The sequence below is a fragment of the Corynebacterium sp. HMSC05E07 genome, from assembly GCF_001807225.1.
Lineage (GTDB): Bacteria > Actinomycetota > Actinomycetes > Mycobacteriales > Mycobacteriaceae > Corynebacterium > Corynebacterium singulare.
This window is the reverse complement of the sequence record NZ_KV788225.1, coordinates 1-17,450: the sequence shown is the minus strand read 5'-3', so window position 1 is coordinate 17,450 and position 17,450 is coordinate 1. Positions and strand designations below refer to the sequence as shown.

Annotated in this window: 15 protein-coding genes; all 15 read left to right on the top strand. The window is 59.5% G+C overall.

Features of this window, described 5'->3' with window-relative positions; translation table 11 throughout:
* The first annotated feature begins 7 nt into the window (after positions 1–7).
* Positions 8–2,524 carry a phenylalanine--tRNA ligase subunit beta gene (gene pheT / locus HMPREF3149_RS06135; protein WP_070537134.1) on the top strand — a complete coding sequence of 839 codons (2,517 nt, stop codon included), beginning with the start codon at positions 8–10 and terminating at the stop codon, positions 2,522–2,524.
* A 218-nt stretch (positions 2,525–2,742) separates the two neighbouring features.
* The gene (locus HMPREF3149_RS06130) at positions 2,743–3,195 is read left to right on the top strand and encodes a hypothetical protein (protein ID WP_070537133.1); all 453 of its coding nucleotides are present in this window, start codon (positions 2,743–2,745) and stop codon (positions 3,193–3,195) included.
* A 70-nt stretch (positions 3,196–3,265) separates the two neighbouring features.
* Positions 3,266–4,309, top strand: a complete 1,044-nt coding sequence (gene argC, locus HMPREF3149_RS06125; protein ID WP_070537132.1) for an N-acetyl-gamma-glutamyl-phosphate reductase — start codon at positions 3,266–3,268, stop codon at positions 4,307–4,309.
* A 65-nt stretch (positions 4,310–4,374) separates the two neighbouring features.
* Positions 4,375–5,532: a bifunctional glutamate N-acetyltransferase/amino-acid acetyltransferase ArgJ gene (gene argJ, locus HMPREF3149_RS06120; protein ID WP_070537131.1), complete on the top strand. Its 1,158-nt coding sequence runs from the start codon at positions 4,375–4,377 to the stop codon at positions 5,530–5,532.
* A gap of 13 nt (positions 5,533–5,545) precedes the next feature.
* On the top strand, positions 5,546–6,481 hold the full coding sequence (gene argB / locus HMPREF3149_RS06115; RefSeq protein WP_070537189.1) for an acetylglutamate kinase: 936 nt from the start codon (positions 5,546–5,548) through the stop codon (positions 6,479–6,481).
* An 8-nt stretch (positions 6,482–6,489) separates the two neighbouring features.
* Positions 6,490–7,656, top strand: coding sequence for an acetylornithine transaminase (locus tag HMPREF3149_RS06110; protein ID WP_070537190.1), 1,167 nt, complete (start codon positions 6,490–6,492; stop codon positions 7,654–7,656).
* The gene (gene argF / locus HMPREF3149_RS06105) at positions 7,653–8,570 is read left to right on the top strand and encodes an ornithine carbamoyltransferase (RefSeq protein WP_070537130.1); all 918 of its coding nucleotides are present in this window, start codon (positions 7,653–7,655) and stop codon (positions 8,568–8,570) included. Before HMPREF3149_RS06110 ends, argF begins: the two co-directional genes overlap by 4 nt.
* Before the next feature lie 4 nt (positions 8,571–8,574).
* A complete protein-coding gene (locus HMPREF3149_RS06100; protein WP_042530992.1) occupies positions 8,575–9,060 on the top strand; it encodes an arginine repressor in 486 nt (161 codons plus the stop codon).
* 76 nt (positions 9,061–9,136) lie between these two features.
* Positions 9,137–10,351, top strand: coding sequence for an argininosuccinate synthase (locus HMPREF3149_RS06095; RefSeq protein ID WP_070537129.1), 1,215 nt, complete (start codon positions 9,137–9,139; stop codon positions 10,349–10,351).
* A 12-nt stretch (positions 10,352–10,363) separates the two neighbouring features.
* Positions 10,364–11,797 carry an argininosuccinate lyase gene (argH, locus tag HMPREF3149_RS06090; protein ID WP_070537128.1) on the top strand — a complete coding sequence of 478 codons (1,434 nt, stop codon included), beginning with the start codon at positions 10,364–10,366 and terminating at the stop codon, positions 11,795–11,797.
* 426 nt (positions 11,798–12,223) lie between these two features.
* The gene (locus HMPREF3149_RS06085; RefSeq protein ID WP_141741460.1) at positions 12,224–13,246 is read left to right on the top strand and encodes a hypothetical protein; all 1,023 of its coding nucleotides are present in this window, start codon (positions 12,224–12,226) and stop codon (positions 13,244–13,246) included.
* 36 nt (positions 13,247–13,282) lie between these two features.
* Positions 13,283–14,848, top strand: coding sequence for a vWA domain-containing protein (locus HMPREF3149_RS06080; protein WP_070537126.1), 1,566 nt, complete (start codon positions 13,283–13,285; stop codon positions 14,846–14,848).
* A 33-nt stretch (positions 14,849–14,881) separates the two neighbouring features.
* Entirely contained in the window at positions 14,882–15,475 is a 594-nt protein-coding gene (locus tag HMPREF3149_RS06075; protein WP_042530984.1) for a hypothetical protein, read from the top strand.
* An 11-nt stretch (positions 15,476–15,486) separates the two neighbouring features.
* Positions 15,487–15,666 carry a Trm112 family protein gene (locus tag HMPREF3149_RS06070; protein ID WP_042530982.1) on the top strand — a complete coding sequence of 60 codons (180 nt, stop codon included), beginning with the start codon at positions 15,487–15,489 and terminating at the stop codon, positions 15,664–15,666.
* Positions 15,667–15,710: 44 nt separating this feature from the next.
* On the top strand, positions 15,711–16,970 hold the full coding sequence (gene tyrS, locus HMPREF3149_RS06065; protein ID WP_042530980.1) for a tyrosine--tRNA ligase: 1,260 nt from the start codon (positions 15,711–15,713) through the stop codon (positions 16,968–16,970).
* The last annotated feature ends 480 nt before the right edge of the window (positions 16,971–17,450 follow it).

Below are 17,450 nucleotides of genomic sequence, written 5' to 3'. Positions count from 1 at the left end.
AAGAACAATGCTTATTTCCCAAGACTGGGTTACCCGCATCCTGGGCACTGCAAACTCCGGCTGGAGCGTGTCCTCTGAGGACCTCGATTCCGGATTCGTCCGCGTGGGCTTCGAAACGGAGGGCTACGAGGCGCTTCCGGAGACTACGGGCCCGCTCGTGATTGGCCAGGTCGTTGAGATCGAGGAACTCACGCAGTTTAAGAAGCCGATTCGCTATTGCCAGGTCAACGTGGGGCAGGCCAATGGTACGGGGGAGCTGCAGGGCATTATTTGCGGTGCCCGAAACTTCCGCCTTAACGACTACGTGGTGGTCTCCCTTCCGGGGGCTGAGCTGCCTGGCGGTTTCAAAATCGCCGCGCGTGAGACCTATGACCACATCTCCAACGGCATGATGTGTTCCGCCGCCGAGCTCGGATTCGGCCCGAAGGCTGACGGCATTATCGTGCTGGGTGATGAGGTAGCGGACAAGATTGGAGAGGACGCCCGTCCCATCATTGGGCTGTCAGACACCGTCTTTGACGTCAACATCACCCCGGATCGCGGATACGCACTGTCTGCACGTGGACTGACGCGAGAGGTCGCTTCGGCCTTCGACCTGACGTTCCCGGATGTGTCCCAAGACCCGGGCGTGGCTGGCATCGATACCTCTGCCGTGCCGGAGGCACAGGGCGAGCTCATCGCTGTTGACTTGCGCGAGGAGACCAAGGCTCAGCGATTCGGTGTGCGCAAGGTCAGCGGCATCGACCCGGCTGCCCGCACTCCGTTCTGGATGGAACGTGAGCTTATGCTTTCTGGCCAGCGTAGCGTCAATGTTGCTACTGACGTCACCAATTACGTCATGCTTCTTCTTGGAGCACCAATGCACGCGTTCGATGCGAATATCGTTAGCGGTGACCTAGTGGTCCGCAACGCTACGGAGGGTGAAAAGTTCGAGACCCTGGACCACGTCAAGCGTGAGCTGTCAGCAGGGGATGTTGTTATTTGCGATGACAACGGCATCCAGTCCCTAGCCGGTGTCATGGGCGGTACGACCTCCGAGATTTCGGATGAAACCACGGATGTCTATTTTGAGGCCGCGATCTGGGATCCTATTACCGTTGCGCGTACCTCTCGTCGCCACAAGCTGTCCTCTGAGGCTTCTCGCCGCTTCGAACGTGGCGTTGACCCGGCGATTGTTGAGGTTGCTCTCGATATGGCATGCGCACTCCTACAGCAGATTGCCGGCGGCACTATCGAGTCCGGCCGGACGCTCGTGGGGGACGTCGCCAAGCGCGAGCCCATCTCCCTTCGCACAGCGAAGCCCAGTGAGTACGCCGGTGTGGAGTACTCCCGTGAGACTGTCATCCAGCGCCTGCGTGAGGTGGGCTGTGACGTCACCGACAACGGTGATGAGCTGCAGGTTACCCCGGCCACGTGGCGTACGGATATCTCCATGGACGTGGACCTCATTGAGGAAGTCCTGCGCCTGGAAGGTCTGGAGGATATCCCGACCGTGCTGCCGACCCCGGCCGGCGGACGCGGCCTGACTCCGGCGCAGAAGCGCCGCCGCGCTATCGGTCATGGCCTGGCCTACGCCGGCTACGCCGAGGTGCTGCCTGCGCCGTTTATTGCCAACGACACCTTCGACGTCTGGGGCTTGGACAAGGACGATCCGCGCCGTCAGACCGTGCCGGTGCAGAACCCACTCGAGGCAGACAAGGCGGTGCTGTCTACCACGCTGCTGCCCAACATGCTTGAGGCCATCGCCCGCAACGTCGCCCGCGGCCGCAGCGACCTGGCTCTCTTTGGCCTCCAACAGGTGGCCTTCAAACGCGCTGAAGCCTCCCCGATGCCGTCGGTGGAGTCCCGCCCGTCTGATGAGGTCGTCGCCGATCTCCTCGGTACCCTTCCAGAGCAGCCGCTGCACGTAGCAACCGTCGCCACCGGCGCAATCGAGCACGAGGGTCCGTGGGGTGCCGGACGCGCCTACACCTACGCCGATGCCATCGAGTCCGCGCGTCAGGTGGCGCGCGCCGCTGGCGTCGACGTCGAGGTCGAGTCCGCCGAGCAGCTGCCGTGGCACCCGGGGCGCTGTGCTGCCATTGTCCTCACGGACGAGGCGAAGACCGTCGTGGGCTACGCGGGTGAGCTGCACCCGCAGGTGCTCGAGGCCCTGGATCTTCCGGCCCGCACCTGCGCGATGGAGCTGGATGTGACGGCACTGCCGCTGGAGGAGAAGTTCCCGGCACCGATGCTGTCCGCTTTCCCGGCCCTGCACCAGGACATCGCCCTGGTTGTCGATGAGACCACCCCGGCCGAGCAGGTCCGCAAGGTCGTCGAAGAAGGCGCCGGCGAGCTGCTGGAGTCCGTGGAACTCTTCGACGTCTTCCGTGGTGAGCAACTGGGTGAAGGCAAGAAGTCCCTGGCCTTCCAGCTTCTCTTCCGCGCTAGCGACCGCACGCTGACCGATGACGAAGTCAACGAGCACCGCCTGGCCGCCGCCGAGTTGGCTAAGCAGCGCCTCAACGCGGAGATGCGCGCCTAAAGAAATCGGCAGAGCCCGCTCCCGCTTTTAGGGGGCGTTCCGCCTCAGCCGCCCGCAGCTTACGTGTCTAGTACGTACCTGCGGGCGGCTTTCGCCGTTGTGGGGGATGGCGGGTCGGTGGTCTATCCGGGGAAAGATCCCCTAGCGGTGGCGCATATGTGTCCTGCGCCATATTCTTTCCGGTAGAGCGTTACTCACCACGAAAGGAATTCGACATTATGCGTTCTGTGTCCCGCCTCGCTGCAGCCGCCCTCGTCGGCGGCGCGCTAGTGTCCGCGCCGCTAGCGTCGGCCGATATTGCTCAAGGTTTTGCCAATTCTGATGGATCCGTGAAGTGCGACTTCACCACTATGGACGGTACCTACATCAGCTGCCTCTCCGAGGGTGCGCGCGTCACCCGTCCGGAGTGCAACCCTCCGGGGCAGAAGGCGCCGCAGTACAGCTATTACGCCGGCCGCACGTACGCGGGCTGCTACAACCAGGGGCTCATGTCCACGTCATTCGACCACATCCAGCCGGGCCAGGTGCGCCAGTACAACGAGCTCACCGTTATCGCTGACGCGAAGGGTGGCCTGCATTTCGTCTCCCCGCAGGGCTACAAGGGATATGCCGGCAAGACTGCAGTGTCCGGGCCCGAGGGCCTGGGTCAGGTGTCCTCCCGCGCACTGTAAGGGGAAGCGGGATTAAGAATTGAATACTGAATAACATACAGCCCACTGCATTATTTGCTAGTGTGGCTGTATGACTATTTCAGTAACACTTGCCGGAGCCACGGGATATGCGGGCGGCGAAATACTCCGCCTCCTGCTATCCCACCCAGCATTTCTGTCCGGTGAGCTGCGCCTCGGCGCGCTGACTGGGCACTCCACGGCAGGCCAAGAAGTCTCCCGGCTCATGCCGCACCTGCCGCAGCTGGCAGGCAGGGTCATCGAGGACACCACTGCCGATGTGCTATCCGGGCACGATGTGGTCTTCTTGGCGTTGCCGCACGGCCACTCCGCCGACATCGGGCGCCAGCTGGGAGAAGGCGTTACGGTCATCGACTGTGCGGCGGACTTCCGCCTGCGAAACCGGGCGGACTGGGATGCGTATTACGGGGGCGAGTACGCCGGGAGTTGGCCCTACGGCATCCCGGAGATTCCCGGTAACCGCGAGCAGCTGCGGGGGAGTAACCGGGTGGCCGTGCCGGGATGTTTCCCCACGGCGATTACCTTGGCCGCGCTTCCCGCCGTGGCCCGGGGGCTCGTGGAACCGGACCTGTCTGTCATCGCCATCACCGGTGTATCCGGTGCGGGAAAGAAGGCCTCTGTGGCCCAACTGGGTGCGGAAACCATGGGCAACCTCAAGGCCTACAAACCCGGCGGGACTCACCGCCACACCCCGGAAGTGGTCCAAAACCTCCAGCCATTCACTGAGCATGAGGTGAGTATCAGCTTCACTCCCGTCCTAGCGCCGCTGCCGCGCGGCATCCTCGCCACGGTGACCGCCCCGCTGACGCACGGAACGGATCAGCGCCGCGTGACGGAGGTCTTCAATGAATTTTATGCAGACGAGCCCTTCTGTCACGTGCTGCCGGAGGGCCAGCAGCCGGAAACCCAGAACGTCGTGGGCACCAACATGGCGCACCTACAGGCGCACGTGGACAACAACGCTGGGCGCCTGATCATTACCGCTGCAATCGACAACCTGTGCAAGGGCACCGCCGGTGCCGCCATCCAGTGCCTCAACCTGACTCAGAAGTGGGAGGAAACCCTCGGCCTTCCCATGGCCGCCGTAGCGCCCTAATCCGCGCCACTGTGGTAGGTCCGCTTAACCCACTCATCCCATCATCATCTCAAGGAGAAACCCCCATGATTACCACCCCTGCCGGCTTTCTTGCCGGCGCCACGACCGCCGGAATCAAGCCCTCCGGCAAGCCTGATATGGCCCTCGTGGTCAACCAAGGCCCGCGTTTCGACGCCGCGGCGGTGTTTACCCGCAATCGCGTGGTCGCCTCCCCGGTGAAGCTCTCGCGCCAGGCCGTGGCCAACGGGAAGCTTAAGGCGGTGGTGTATAACTCCGGCAACGCCAACGCGTGCACCGGCGCGCAGGGCGACAAGGACGCCGCCGCGATGGTTGCCGCAGTGTCCGAGCAGGCTGGTGTCACTGCAGCGGACATCGCCGTATGCTCGACGGGACTCATCGGGGAGCCCCTTCCCATGGAGAAGGTGCTCGCGGGCATTGAGACGGTGGCTCACGATCTTGGTGCAGATTCCGCCTATGCGCACGCCGCGGCCGAGGCCATCTTGACCACAGACACCGTGAGCAAAGAAGCTGGCTATGACGGTCCGGGGTGGACCGTGGGTGCGATGGGCAAGGGCGTGGGAATGATGGCGCCCTCGCTGGCCACCATGCTGGTGTGCCTCACCACGGATGCTGTCGCTAGCGCACAGGCCCTTCAGTCCGCCCTGCAGAAGGCCAGCGACCTCACCTTCAACACGCTGGATGTCGATGGCTCGACCTCCACCAATGACACCGTGGTCCTGCTTGCCTCTGGGGCCTCAGGGGTGGAGCCGAGCCAGGAGGAGCTCGACGCCGCCGTCCTTGCGGTGTGCTCCGACCTCGCGGACCAGCTGCAGGCCGACGCCGAGGGTGTCACCAAGCGCGTCAAGATCACCGTCGAGGGCACCGGCAGCGATGCCCAGGCACTCAATGCTGCCCGCACACTGGGGCGCGACAACCTGTTCAAATGTGCCATGTTCGGCTCCGACCCAAACTGGGGCCGCGTGCTGGCCGCCGTCGGTATGGCCGAGGCCGACATGGACCCCGACAACATTTCCGTCTACTTCAATGATCAGCCCGTGTGCGTTGCTTCCACAGGCACGCCCGGCGCGCGCGAGGTGGACCTGTCCGGTGCGGATATCGACGTCCGCGTGGACCTGGGAACTGGTGGAGCCGGCACGGCTTTCGTGCGCACCACCGACCTGTCCCACGACTACGTGGAGATCAACTCCGCGTATAGCTCCTAGGGAGGACATGCTCATGATTCAAGGCCTCAACAATGCTGATCGGGCGACGGTGCTCGCAGAAGCGCTCCCGTGGCTGCAGCACTACCGCGACAAGATTGTCGTGGTCAAGTATGGCGGGAATGCCATGGTGGATGAGTCCCTCAAGGCTGCATTTGCCGCGGATATGGTGTTTCTGCGCACGGTGGGGGCCAAGCCTGTCGTGGTGCACGGCGGGGGACCGCAGATCAACGAGATGCTGGGCAAGCTGGGCATCGAGGGCGAGTTCAAGGGTGGGTTCCGTGTCACCACCCCGGAAATCATGGACGTGGTGCGCATGGTGCTCTTCGGGCAGGTCGGCCGCGGCCTGGTCAACCTCATTAATTCCCACGGCCCGTACGCGGTAGGAACCTCTGGCGAAGATGCAGGGTTGTTTTCGGCCCGCAAGCGCCTGGTGCAGGTGGACGGTGAGCCGACGGACATCGGGATGGTGGGCGATATCGTCAGCGTCAACCCGGCGGCGGTGATGGACATTATTGAAGCCGGTCGCATTCCGGTGGTATCCACCATCGCGCCCGGTCAGGACGGCGAGGTGTACAACATCAACGCCGATGTCGCCGCGGGAGCGCTGGCCAAGGCACTGGGGGCGGAGCGCCTTGTCATCCTCACCAATGTGGAGGGCTTGTACACCGACTGGCCTAATCGTGACTCACTCGTGTCCAAAATTGAGATTGACAAGCTGAAAAACCTCCTTCCCGGCCTGGACTCCGGAATGATCCCCAAGATGGAGTCGTGCCTTATGGCCGTCGAGAGTGGGGTAAATGCTGCCCACGTCATTGATGGTCGCATTGCCCACGCCGTGCTGTTGGAACTGCTCACCATGGGAGGCATTGGCACGATGGTGCTGCCCAACAACTACAACCGTGAGGATTACCCAGAGGGAACCGTCTTTAGGAAGGACGATACGCAGTGACTGAAAACATTACATTGACCGAACGGTGGGGAGAGGTTCTCAGCAACACATACGGAACCCCGCCAGTGGCTTTAGTGTCCGGTCATGGTTCCACTGTCACGGACGAAGAAGGCAAGGACTACATTGACCTCTTGGCCGGTATCGCGGTGAACTCGTTGGGCCATGCGCATCCAGCGATCGTGGAAGCGGTGAATGCTCAGGTTGCCACGTTGGGGCACGTGTCCAACCTTTTCGCCAGCAAGCCCGTGGTCGACGCCGCCGGAAAGCTACTGGAAAAGGTGGGGGACAAGGATGCGCGCGTGTTCTTCTCTAATTCCGGCGCCGAGGCAAATGAAGCTGCTTTCAAGCTTGCGCGTTTGACAGGCCGTCGTCGAATTCTCGCTGCACACCACGGCTTCCATGGTCGCACGATGGGTTCTTTAGCCATGACCGGCCAGCCCGGCAAGCGCAAGGATTTTGAACCTTTCCCTGGTGGCGTGGAGTTTTACACGTACGGGGACAGTGATTATTTGACCACTCTGGTGGAGCAGGACCCTGACAACACGGCCGCCATCATTGTGGAACCGATCCAAGGAGAGACGGGCGTCATTCCCGCGCCCGAGGGATTCCTCACGGCGATTCGTGAGCTCTGCCATAAACATGGAATCCTCATGATCGTTGATGAAGTGCAAACTGGCGTGGGTCGAACCGGGGATTTCTTCGCGTTCCAACACGAGGGTGTACTCCCAGACGTCATTACCATGGCCAAAGGTCTGGGCGCTGGCATGCCCATCGGTGCCACAATTGCACGTGGTCAGGCTAAGGATTTGTTCACTCCCGGAAGCCACGGCACCACCTTCGGAGGCAATCCCGTGTCCTGTGCGGCGGCGTCAGCAGTACTCGAGCTTGTTGACGCCCCCTTCCTCGCCGATGTCACCCGTAAGGGTGAGTGGCTGCGCCGTGAAGTAGGGAACTCCCCGTTCGTGTCATCTGTGCGTGGGCGAGGGCTTATGCTAGGTGTTGTATTAAATAAAGCGGTGGCAAAGGAGGCTGTGGCCGTGGGTCTCAAGCACGGTCTCATCCTTAATGCCCCCAGTAGCGAGGTCCTTCGACTGACCCCGCCGCTGGTAATCACCGATGACGAACTAGCGCAGGCCGTCGGACGCTTGCATAAAGTATTGGAGGAAGTTGGATGAGTCCTCGCCATTTCTTGGCAGATGATGACCTCACGCCACAGGAGCAAGCCGAGGTTCTTGACCTCGCCCTGAAGCTCAAGAAGGACCCGTTCTCCGAGCGCCCCTTGGAGGGGCCGAAGTCGGTGGCGGTACTTTTTGACAAGACCTCGACGCGCACACGTTTTTCCTTTGAGGCGGGCATTGCCCACCTCGGCGGCCACGCTATCGTGACTGAAACCAAGTCCACCCAGATGGGCAAAGGCGAGACGTACCAGGACACTGCAGCCGTGCTTTCACGCTTTGTTGAGGCCATTGTGTGGCGCACCTACGCCCATCAGAATTTGCTCGAGATGGCTGAAACGGCCACTGTGCCCATCATCAACGCGCTCTCCGATGATCTCCACCCATGCCAAATTCTGGCGGATCTCGTGACGTGCCGCGAAAGCTTCGGCGAGCTGGCTGGCCTAAAGGCTGTGTATGTGGGCGATGGCAATAACAATATGGCTAACTCCTACATGCTGGGTTTCGCCACCGCAGGCATGGAGATGGTGATCATCGCACCCGAAGGTTTCCAGCCCGAGAAGAAGTTCGTAGACCGAGCGCGCGAGCGCGGTACGGTGACGGTGACCGATTCCCTCGAGGCGCTTGCAGGTGCGGACGTCGTCATCACTGACACCTGGGTATCGATGGGGCAGGAGGATGATGGCAAAGATCGCCGTACTCCCTTCCTTCCGTACCAAGTCAACAGTGAGTTGATGGCCCGTGCAAAGGACGACGCTATCTTTTTGCACTGCTTGCCGGCATACCGCGGTAATGAGGTGACCGCTGAGGTCATTGACGGCCCGCAGTCCCGTGTCTTCGACGAGGCGGAAAACCGTCTCCACGCGCAGAAGGCACTGCTGGTGTGGCTTCTGGCTCACCAGGAGGAGCGCTAAAAATATGACGACGACTCCTACGACTCGCAACGCGCGCCAGGCCAAGATCCTGGAGATTCTTGATCGAACCCGAGTGACCAGTCAGGTGCAGCTCTCAGAGCTGCTTCTCGACGAAGGAATCGACATCACCCAGGCCACCCTCTCGCGCGACCTCGATGAACTTGGTGCCAAGAAGGTTAAGCGTGATGGAGGCCGGTCCTTTTATGTCGTGGGAGGTGAACTGGAGCAGTTCGAGGACCAGCTCAATGGACCTCGTGAAAAGCTGCGCCGCATGCTGGACGAGCTCGTGGTATCCCATGATTACTCGGGAAATATCGCTATGCTCCGTACTCCGGCGGGTGCCGCGCAGTATCTTGCGTCCTTCATCGATCGCGTTGGACTGCCTGATGTGGTGGGCTGTATCGCCGGTGACGACACTATCTTCATTCTGGCGCGCGAGGACATTGGTGGCCGCGAGCTGGCGGAGAAACTCACCAACCGCAGCATTTAACATTTATACGCAAGTCTGTATAATATAAATCCGATCAGCTTTATAGCATCTGTATGACTCTAAGGAGCAACTCACTATGACTGCACGTGTTGTGCTTGCATACTCCGGCGGACTGGACACGTCCGTCGCCATTCCTTACCTGGCCAAGATGATCGGCGGTGAAGTTATTGCCGTGTCCCTCGACTTGGGTCAGGGCGGCGAGGACATGGAGTCTGTGCGTCAGCGCGCTTTGGACTGCGGTGCCGTCGAGTCCATCGTAGTGGACGCCAAGGACGAGTTCGCTGACGAGTACTGCCTGCCCACCATCAAGGCTAACGGCATGTACATGAAGCAGTACCCCCTGGTTTCTGCCATTTCCCGCCCGCTCATTGTCAAGCACCTCGTTGAGGCTGCCCAAGAGCACGGCGGTACCCACGTGTCCCACGGTTGCACCGGCAAGGGTAATGACCAGGTTCGCTTCGAGGTATCCTTCCGCGCCCTCGACCCAGCCCTTGAGATCATCGCACCGGCACGTGACTACGCGTGGACTCGTGACAAGGCCATCGCCTTCGCCGAGGAAATTAACCTACCGATTGAGCAGTCCGCAGCATCGCCGTTCTCCATCGACCAGAACGTGTGGGGCCGCGCCGTTGAGACTGGCTTCCTCGAGGATCTGTGGAACCCGCCGACAAAGGATCTCTACGCCTACACCGAGCAGCCGGACCTGGGCAATGCCCCGGATGAGGTCACCATCACCTTCGATAAAGGTGTGCCGACCGCCATCGATGGCAAGCCGGTGACGGTGCTGCAGGCCATTGAGGAGCTCAACCGCCGTGCCGGCGCCCAGGGCATTGGCCGCCTCGACATGGTGGAGGACCGCCTCGTTGGCATTAAGTCTCGTGAGGTCTACGAGGCGCCAGGTGCCATGGTCCTCATCAAGGCGCATGAGGCGCTTGAGGATGTCACCGTCGAACGCGAGCTGGCCCGCTACAAGCGCCTGACCGATGCTCGCTGGTCCGAGGAGGTCTACGACGGCCTCTGGTTCTCCCCGCTGAAGCGCTCTCTCGATGCCTTTACCGAGTCCACTCAGGAGAACGTCACCGGCGATATCCGCATGGTCCTCCACGCTGGCACCGCGACTGTCAATGGCCGCCGTTCCGGCCAGTCTCTGTACTCCTTCGACCTGGCTACCTACGACACCGGCGATACCTTCGACCAGACCGCTGCCAAGGGCTTTGTCCAGCTGCACGGCCTGTCCACCCAGATCTCCAACCAGCGTGACCGCGACGGCGGTTTCCCCACCGGTAAGTAAGTAAAGGAAGCAATGCACAAGACCAACGAGGGTGCCCTATGGGGCGGCCGCTTTTCCGGCGGCCCCTCTGAGGCGATGTTCGCCCTGTCTGTATCTACTCACTTCGACTGGGTCCTTGCCCCGTACGACGTTCTAGCGTCCAAGGCACACGCCAAGGTCCTTCATAAGGCTGGGCTGCTTTCCGACGCCGACCTCGACACCATGCTCTCCGGCCTCACCGAGCTGGGGGAGAAGGTAGCTTCTGGCGAATTCGGGCCATTGCCCACCGACGAAGACGTCCATGGAGCCATGGAGCGTGGTCTTATTGACATCGTCGGCCCAGAGGTAGGTGGCCGCCTGCGCGCGGGACGCTCCCGCAACGATCAAGTGGCAACGTTGTTCCGTATGTGGGTACGCGATGCCGTTCGCGACATTGCTCTCCAAGTCACCGACCTGGTCAAGGCGTTGTCTGAACAGGCAGCGGCCCACCCGGATGCCATCATGCCGGGCAAGACCCACTCCCAGGCAGCCCAGCCAGTGCTTCTCGCGCACTCGTTGTTGGCTCATGCACAGCCGCAGCTGCGCAACCTAGAACGTTTGCAGGATTTGGACAAGCGTCTGGCGGTCTCGCCGTATGGTTCGGGCGCACTTGCTGGTTCGTCGCTGCACCTGGATCCAGAGGCCATTGCAGAGGAGCTCGGTTTCGATTCTTCTGCGGAGAATTCCCTCGACGGAACTTCTTCCCGTGATTTCGCTGCTGAGACGGCCTTCGTTCTGACTCAGATCTGCGTTGACATGTCGCGCTTGGCGGAGGAAATCGTCTATTGGTGCACTCCGGAATACGGCTACGTGACCTTGGATGATGCGTGGTCAACCGGCTCCTCAATTATGCCGCAGAAGAAGAACCCGGATGTCCCGGAGCTCACTCGCGGCAAGACGGGCCGCCTCATCGGTAACCTCACCGGTCTCCTGTCCACCCTGAAGGCCCAACCTTTGGCGTACAACCGTGACCTGCAGGAAGACAAGGAGCCCATCGTGGACTCCGTGGCACAGCTCAACCTCCTGCTGCCGGCTATGACTGGTCTAGTAGAGACATTGACCTTCCACGAGGACCGCATGCGCGAGCTTGCTCCGCGCGGCTTCACCCTGGCTACCGATTTGGCTGAGTGGATGGTCCGTCAGGGAGTACCGTTCCGTGAGGCGCACGAGGCTTCCGGCGCTTGTGTTCAGCTGGCAGAGTCCCGCGGGGTGGACCTCGTGGATCTCTCGGACGAGGATCTGAGGGGCGTCGATAAGCGCCTGCTTCCAGAGGTTCGTGAGGTACTCACCATTGATGGTGCTGTCGCCTCCCGTGCGACCAAAGGCGGCACTGCCGGCGTACGAGTCGCCGAGCAGCGCCAGCGCGTGGACGAACTCACGGCGAGCTTCCGCGACTGGGCCAGTACCCCTGTGATTCCGGCCACGTAGCTCATAGAGAGCTCCCACGGCAGCAAGCTGTGGCCCCTGTATTGCCACCTCGGCGGTGGCACAAGGGGTTGCATCGGCTGTGAACTATGAAGGTGGCCAGTCGCTGTCCACTGTGAGAAAGACGCAGCCGCAACCAGGAAAGTGGTTGGCGGCGAAGGCAAGCGAGGAAAGACGAGCAGTGAGCTCGCGCTCCATCTCAGTGATTTCTCACCGCAGGAGATTCTCCGAATGCTTGAGCTCCTGACAATTCGGGGGACTTTTGTGGGGGTGAGTGCGTGTGAAGTTCAGCGATGTGGGCAAGCACTCTTTATGATTTAGGTCATGAGCAGCCCATCGTCGAAAGGACGCAGCAAGTCTTTCGTGGCCGCCACGGTTTTTCTTGTGATTGCGGTGGTGTCAATCGTCATCGGGCGTGGGGGAATTTCCATGCCAGACTTTGATTCCTCTGAGGATGTCCACCACATCACAGGTGCCATTAGCCCTGAGCACGAGGAGTACTTCAAGGATCCCGCAACGATAAAAGCCTTGAAAGAACGGCACATTGAGCTTGAAGTCGATGTGTTTTCAGCACCAGACATGATTGGGCTCATCGAGAACTCACCCAAAAAGTATGACTTTTTTATGACCGAGCTGGACGGTGCCGCGCACACTCTTGAGACATGGGACGCTAATACTGTTCGTACGCAGTCGGACGGCAGTTCCACACAAGTCTTTTCCACACCACTTATTGCGCTCGTGCACAGCGACCTTGTCGAAGACATGAAGTCCCATAACGTGGTGACTGAGGAAAATGGCTACAAAACGCTCAACCTTCACACGCTGGTCGATCTTTCGCTAGAGGATAAACGTTGGCGGGACATTAGTCCGGCTTTTGGTTCCCCTCGTGCTGTAGATGTGGCGGTACCGCGAGTGACGGAGTCAAATGCCGCCCTGCGATACGCCGCTGAGATTAATTCCGTAGCCATGGGCCCTGCCGCCGAAGAAGTTGGTCGCGATGACATGGCGAGAGTACGCGAACGCGCAGGTGAGATCACCCGCCTTCTCGTAGCGGACCAAGGTTACGGTGAGACCACATCACAGGGAATGCTTGATGCCTTTTTACGGATGGGCAAGGGGGAAATGCCCATGGTGCTGACGACTGAGGCGCAGTACCTTCGTCTTGTCCGTGACGGTAAGGATATGTCGGCCTACACCTCGCTGCTTTTGAGTCCATCGGCATCACTCAACAGCACGGTGGTCCCTCGCACAGAGGAAGGAGACATGATGGCTGCGGCATTGGGTCAGGAGCCCTTCCAAGAAGCGGCGGCGAAACGTGGCCTCCGGACTGTGAAGCCCGAGTATTTCGCAAACTTTGGGTTGCAACACGGCTACTACATCCTCAAGCATGATGACGAGGTAAATCCGCCCATGTGGGATCAATACGACATGCTGTTGAAGGAACTGAGCTAGGACCGGACAGTGAGAACATCAGGAAGGAAAATGCGAATGTTTCGCTCTGTGAAAGTGCTGCTTGCCATGATGAGCGCCATGGTGTTGTCAGCATGTTCCTTGGAGGGTCTGCTCGATGACACGGATACTCCTGGCTCCGGTACGTCCTTTAGCGGCGGCCTCAACATTGTGGCAGCAACGGAGCTGAAGCCTTTGGCGCCGGTGCTTGATGACGCCTCCCGGGACCTCGGCTTTGATATCACGATGACCACCGAGGACGGCACCCTAGCGAATTCTCATACCCTCAAGCAGGGCGGATTCGATGGCACCTACGATGCCACGTGGTTTGCTACCAACCGCTTTGCACGCATTATTGGTGCCGACGGAAAGCTGGGGAAAGAATTTAGTGTGGCGCGCTCCCCAGTGGTGCTCGGAGTGCAGTCCTCCGTCGCGACCGAGAAGGGCTGGACCACGAAGCAGCCGACGTGGCAGGAGATAGCGGACTCCGGGATTACGTTTGGTATGACTGATCCAACGACGTCGAATTCCGGTTTCTCCGCCCTGTCTGCGGCGACGACGGCGTTTGCTGACACTGGTCGAGCGCTTTCTGAGGCAGACATCCGTCAGGCCACAGGCAAGGTCCAGAAGCTCTTTGCTCACCAAACCTTGACGTCGGGTTCCTCGGGCTGGCTGGCAGATCGGTTCCGAGAGCACCCAGAGCAGGCTGATGCGATTTTCAATTATGAGTCGGTGCTGTACCAACTTAAGGACGAGGGAGCCGACCTCGAGGTGGTCATCCCTTCCGACGGTGTCATTTCTGCGGATTACCCGCTGTCAGCGCTGTCCAGCTCGCAAGACACTGAGGCCGAAGGCAAGGTTCAGGCTCTAGCTGAATGGCTGGGTGAGCACCCAGAGAAACTTAAAGACTACCACCTGCGAGTTGACGACACTGACTTGCCGGGCACTGTCTTTGAGCTGCCGTACCCGGCCAATGAAAAGACGGTGGAGGCCCTAGGGGATGCCTTCGCTCACGAGCTTCGTAATCCGGGCAATACGGCCTTGGTCCTTGACACCTCTGGGTCGATGGAAGGGCAGCGCATCGACCTTCTCAAGAACAGTTTGCTTCCGTTGATTGACGGAACTGCTGATGGCTCCGCCGACGGCGAGGGCCAGGTCGCCTTCCGTAACCGCGAGCAAATTAAACTCATCCCGTACTCCTCCGAGCCCCAACAGCCAACCCGTGCCCGGGTTGACAAGGACAACCCCGCAACGACGAAGGAGCTAGCGGATCGAGTGGAGCGTCTCGTTGCCGACGGCGACACCGCCACCTTCGAAGCAGTCCTCTCCGCCTTCAACGAGGTAGACACCAGCAGCGGAGATATAGGCACTGTGGTTCTCATGACTGATGGTGAAGTGACTCGCGGACGCACGTTCGCGCAGTTCAAGGAAGCATATGAGCAGCTCCCTCCGGAGAAGAAGGAGATTCCCGTCTTCGTCATCTTGTATGGTGAAGCCAACATCCAGGAAATGCAGGAACTGGCAGCACTCACCGGCGGCAAGACCTTTGACGCCCTGAACGGTGATCTCGCTGCGGCATTCGAAGAAATCCGTGCCTACCAGTAAAGCAACTCCGCCTACTCCTAGGAGGCAAACCCTATGAACGCTGTGAATTCGCGAAAAGTTGTCGTCGGTTGTGTGGTGACGGCCCTCGTTGTCATCCTGCACGTGCTCACCGGCGGTGGATTGGGCTTTCTCTGGCCGGTTGTGGCGGTGTGTGCAGGTGCAGCGGCAGGATTGGTGACGCCGCCGAAGCAGGAGAAGGTTCTCGAAGCGCCGAAGGCCGGCCCGGGCCAGCTAGTCAGTACGTTGGAGGGAATCCGTTATAACTTGCGTCGCCGCAAGGTCCCTGGTCCCGTCCAGCATGCGTGGGATTCCTTCGATGAATCTGCTTTGTGGGTACTGAACAACTGGCATCGTTTGGATGATGCTCCACACCAGCAGGCTTTGGTACGCGACATGATTCAAGAGCACTCCGACGAGCTGGTGAAGTCTTACCTTGAGGTCACCGACCTGAAGAATCCCGTCGCAGTCCAGGAGATGAGCGAGTCGCTGGGAATCCTGGGCCGTGAGATGGATGAAATCCGTGAAGCTATTGCGCAGAATTCGGTACGAAACCTGCGTAATCACTCGATGGCACTCAAACTCGAATACGACGGGACCCTTCCCTCTATCGAATCTAAGGAGGTGTAGGGTTAGCGACTATGAGTCTCGATCCGAAGCTGCTTGACATCCTGGTGTGTCCGCAGGATAAAGGTCCGTTGAAATATTTGGCCGAGGAGCAAGTCTTGGTCAACGAACGCCTTGGCGTGGCCTATCCCATTGAGAACGACATCCCCGTCATGTTGGTCGACCACACGATCCCGTGGCCGCCCGAAAAATAGTCCTCACAGCACAGCACGGTATCGACATCTAAAAAGGAGCTTTCATGAACATCATTGATGAGCTGCAGTGGCGCGGTCTCATTAACCAATCCACCGACCTCGACGCACTTCGCGAGGCCTGTGAGGAGCCCATCACTCTGTACTGTGGTTTCGACCCGACTGGAGATTCTCTCCATGCTGGTCACCTCGTTCCGATGATTATGCTTCGTCGTTTCCAGGAAGCAGGACACCACCCAATTGCCTTGGCCGGTGGCGCCACTGGCCAGATTGGTGATCCGCGCGATGTAGGGGAGCGTTCCATGCTCTCCCAGGAGACCATCAACGACAACTTGGTGGCGATCAAGAAGCAGTTGCGTCAGTTCATTAACTTTGACGGCGACAATGCTGCCACCATGGTGAACAATGCTGACTGGATTTCTCAGATGTCTGTCATCGATTTCCTGCGTGATGTAGGCAAGAACTTTTCCCTCAACACCATGCTGGATCGCGATACCGTGAAGCGCCGCTTGGAATCGGATGGCATTTCCTACACCGAGTTTTCCTACATGCTTCTTCAGGCCAATGACTATGTACACCTTCACAATGAGCATGATTGCGTACTCCAAATCGGCGGTGGCGATCAGTGGGGCAACATCGTTTCCGGTGTAGACCTCAACCGCCGCGTCAATGGGGCTAAAGTCCATGGCCTGACTGTTCCGCTCGTCACGGATGCGCAGGGGCAAAAGTTTGGTAAGTCCACCGGTGGCGGCAAGCTGTGGCTGGATCCGGAGAAGACGTCTCCTTACGCCTGGTACCAGTACTTCCTGAATGCCGGGGACTCCGTCGTTATTGACTACCTTCGTTGGTTTACCTTCCTGACTCAGGAAGAAATCGCTGACTACGAGCAGAAGGTAGCTGACGAGCCTTTCCGTCGCGAGGCACAGCGACGCCTGGCTCAGGAAATGACCACACTGGTCCACGGCGAGAAGGCCACGAAGTCTGTAGAGCTTGCCGCCCAAGCTCTGTTCGGAAAGGCAGAGCTTGCAGATCTGGATGAAGGCACTCTGGCAGGAGCGCTTTCTGAAACTGAGGTAGCGGAGATCGCAGCCGACGAGCCGCGCACCATTATCGATCTTTTAGTGGCCTCCGGCCTTGCGGACTCTAAGGGCGCTGCGCGCCGTACCGTTAAGGAGGGCGGCGCGTACGTCAATAACCAGCGCATCGAATCCGATGATTGGGAGCCGGCGGAAGAGGATCTTCTTCACGGTGTGTGGCTCGTGCTGCGTCGCGGCAAGAAGAACTTTGCCGGTGCGAAGCTGAGCTAGCCGAACCATCTGCTGCTAAGGCAACCGCCATCATGCCCGTCGAAATTCTCGACGGGCATTGGTCGTTTTAGACCGTTTGCGAAGCTTAGAACTTTTCGAATAGTAAAAATCGGCCATGACCTGACGATTTGTCGAAATATGGGGCCATGCGTATATTTATCGAGGTCGCCGCGACAAGCGGATGACACGGAGATTAACTCCTAGTTGACAAAGATTAAACTTGTTAGCTAGAGTATGAACTCCAGCCGCTCAGAGCAGCAACCATCAGATGTTAGCTGCGAAGAACGTGCGGATGATGTGTGAGAACTCAATAGTGTGCCAATGTACTTTTTTGTGTTGGTTGGTTTTTATTGTTCTGGCTGTGTTGTGCTGTGTGTGCGGCATGGTTGGTGTATGCCGGATGGCGCTTTTTCAAGCGGCGTCATTGTAAATAACAGTAAGTTGTTTGGGCGTATTGATTTAAATCTTCTGACTTGACTG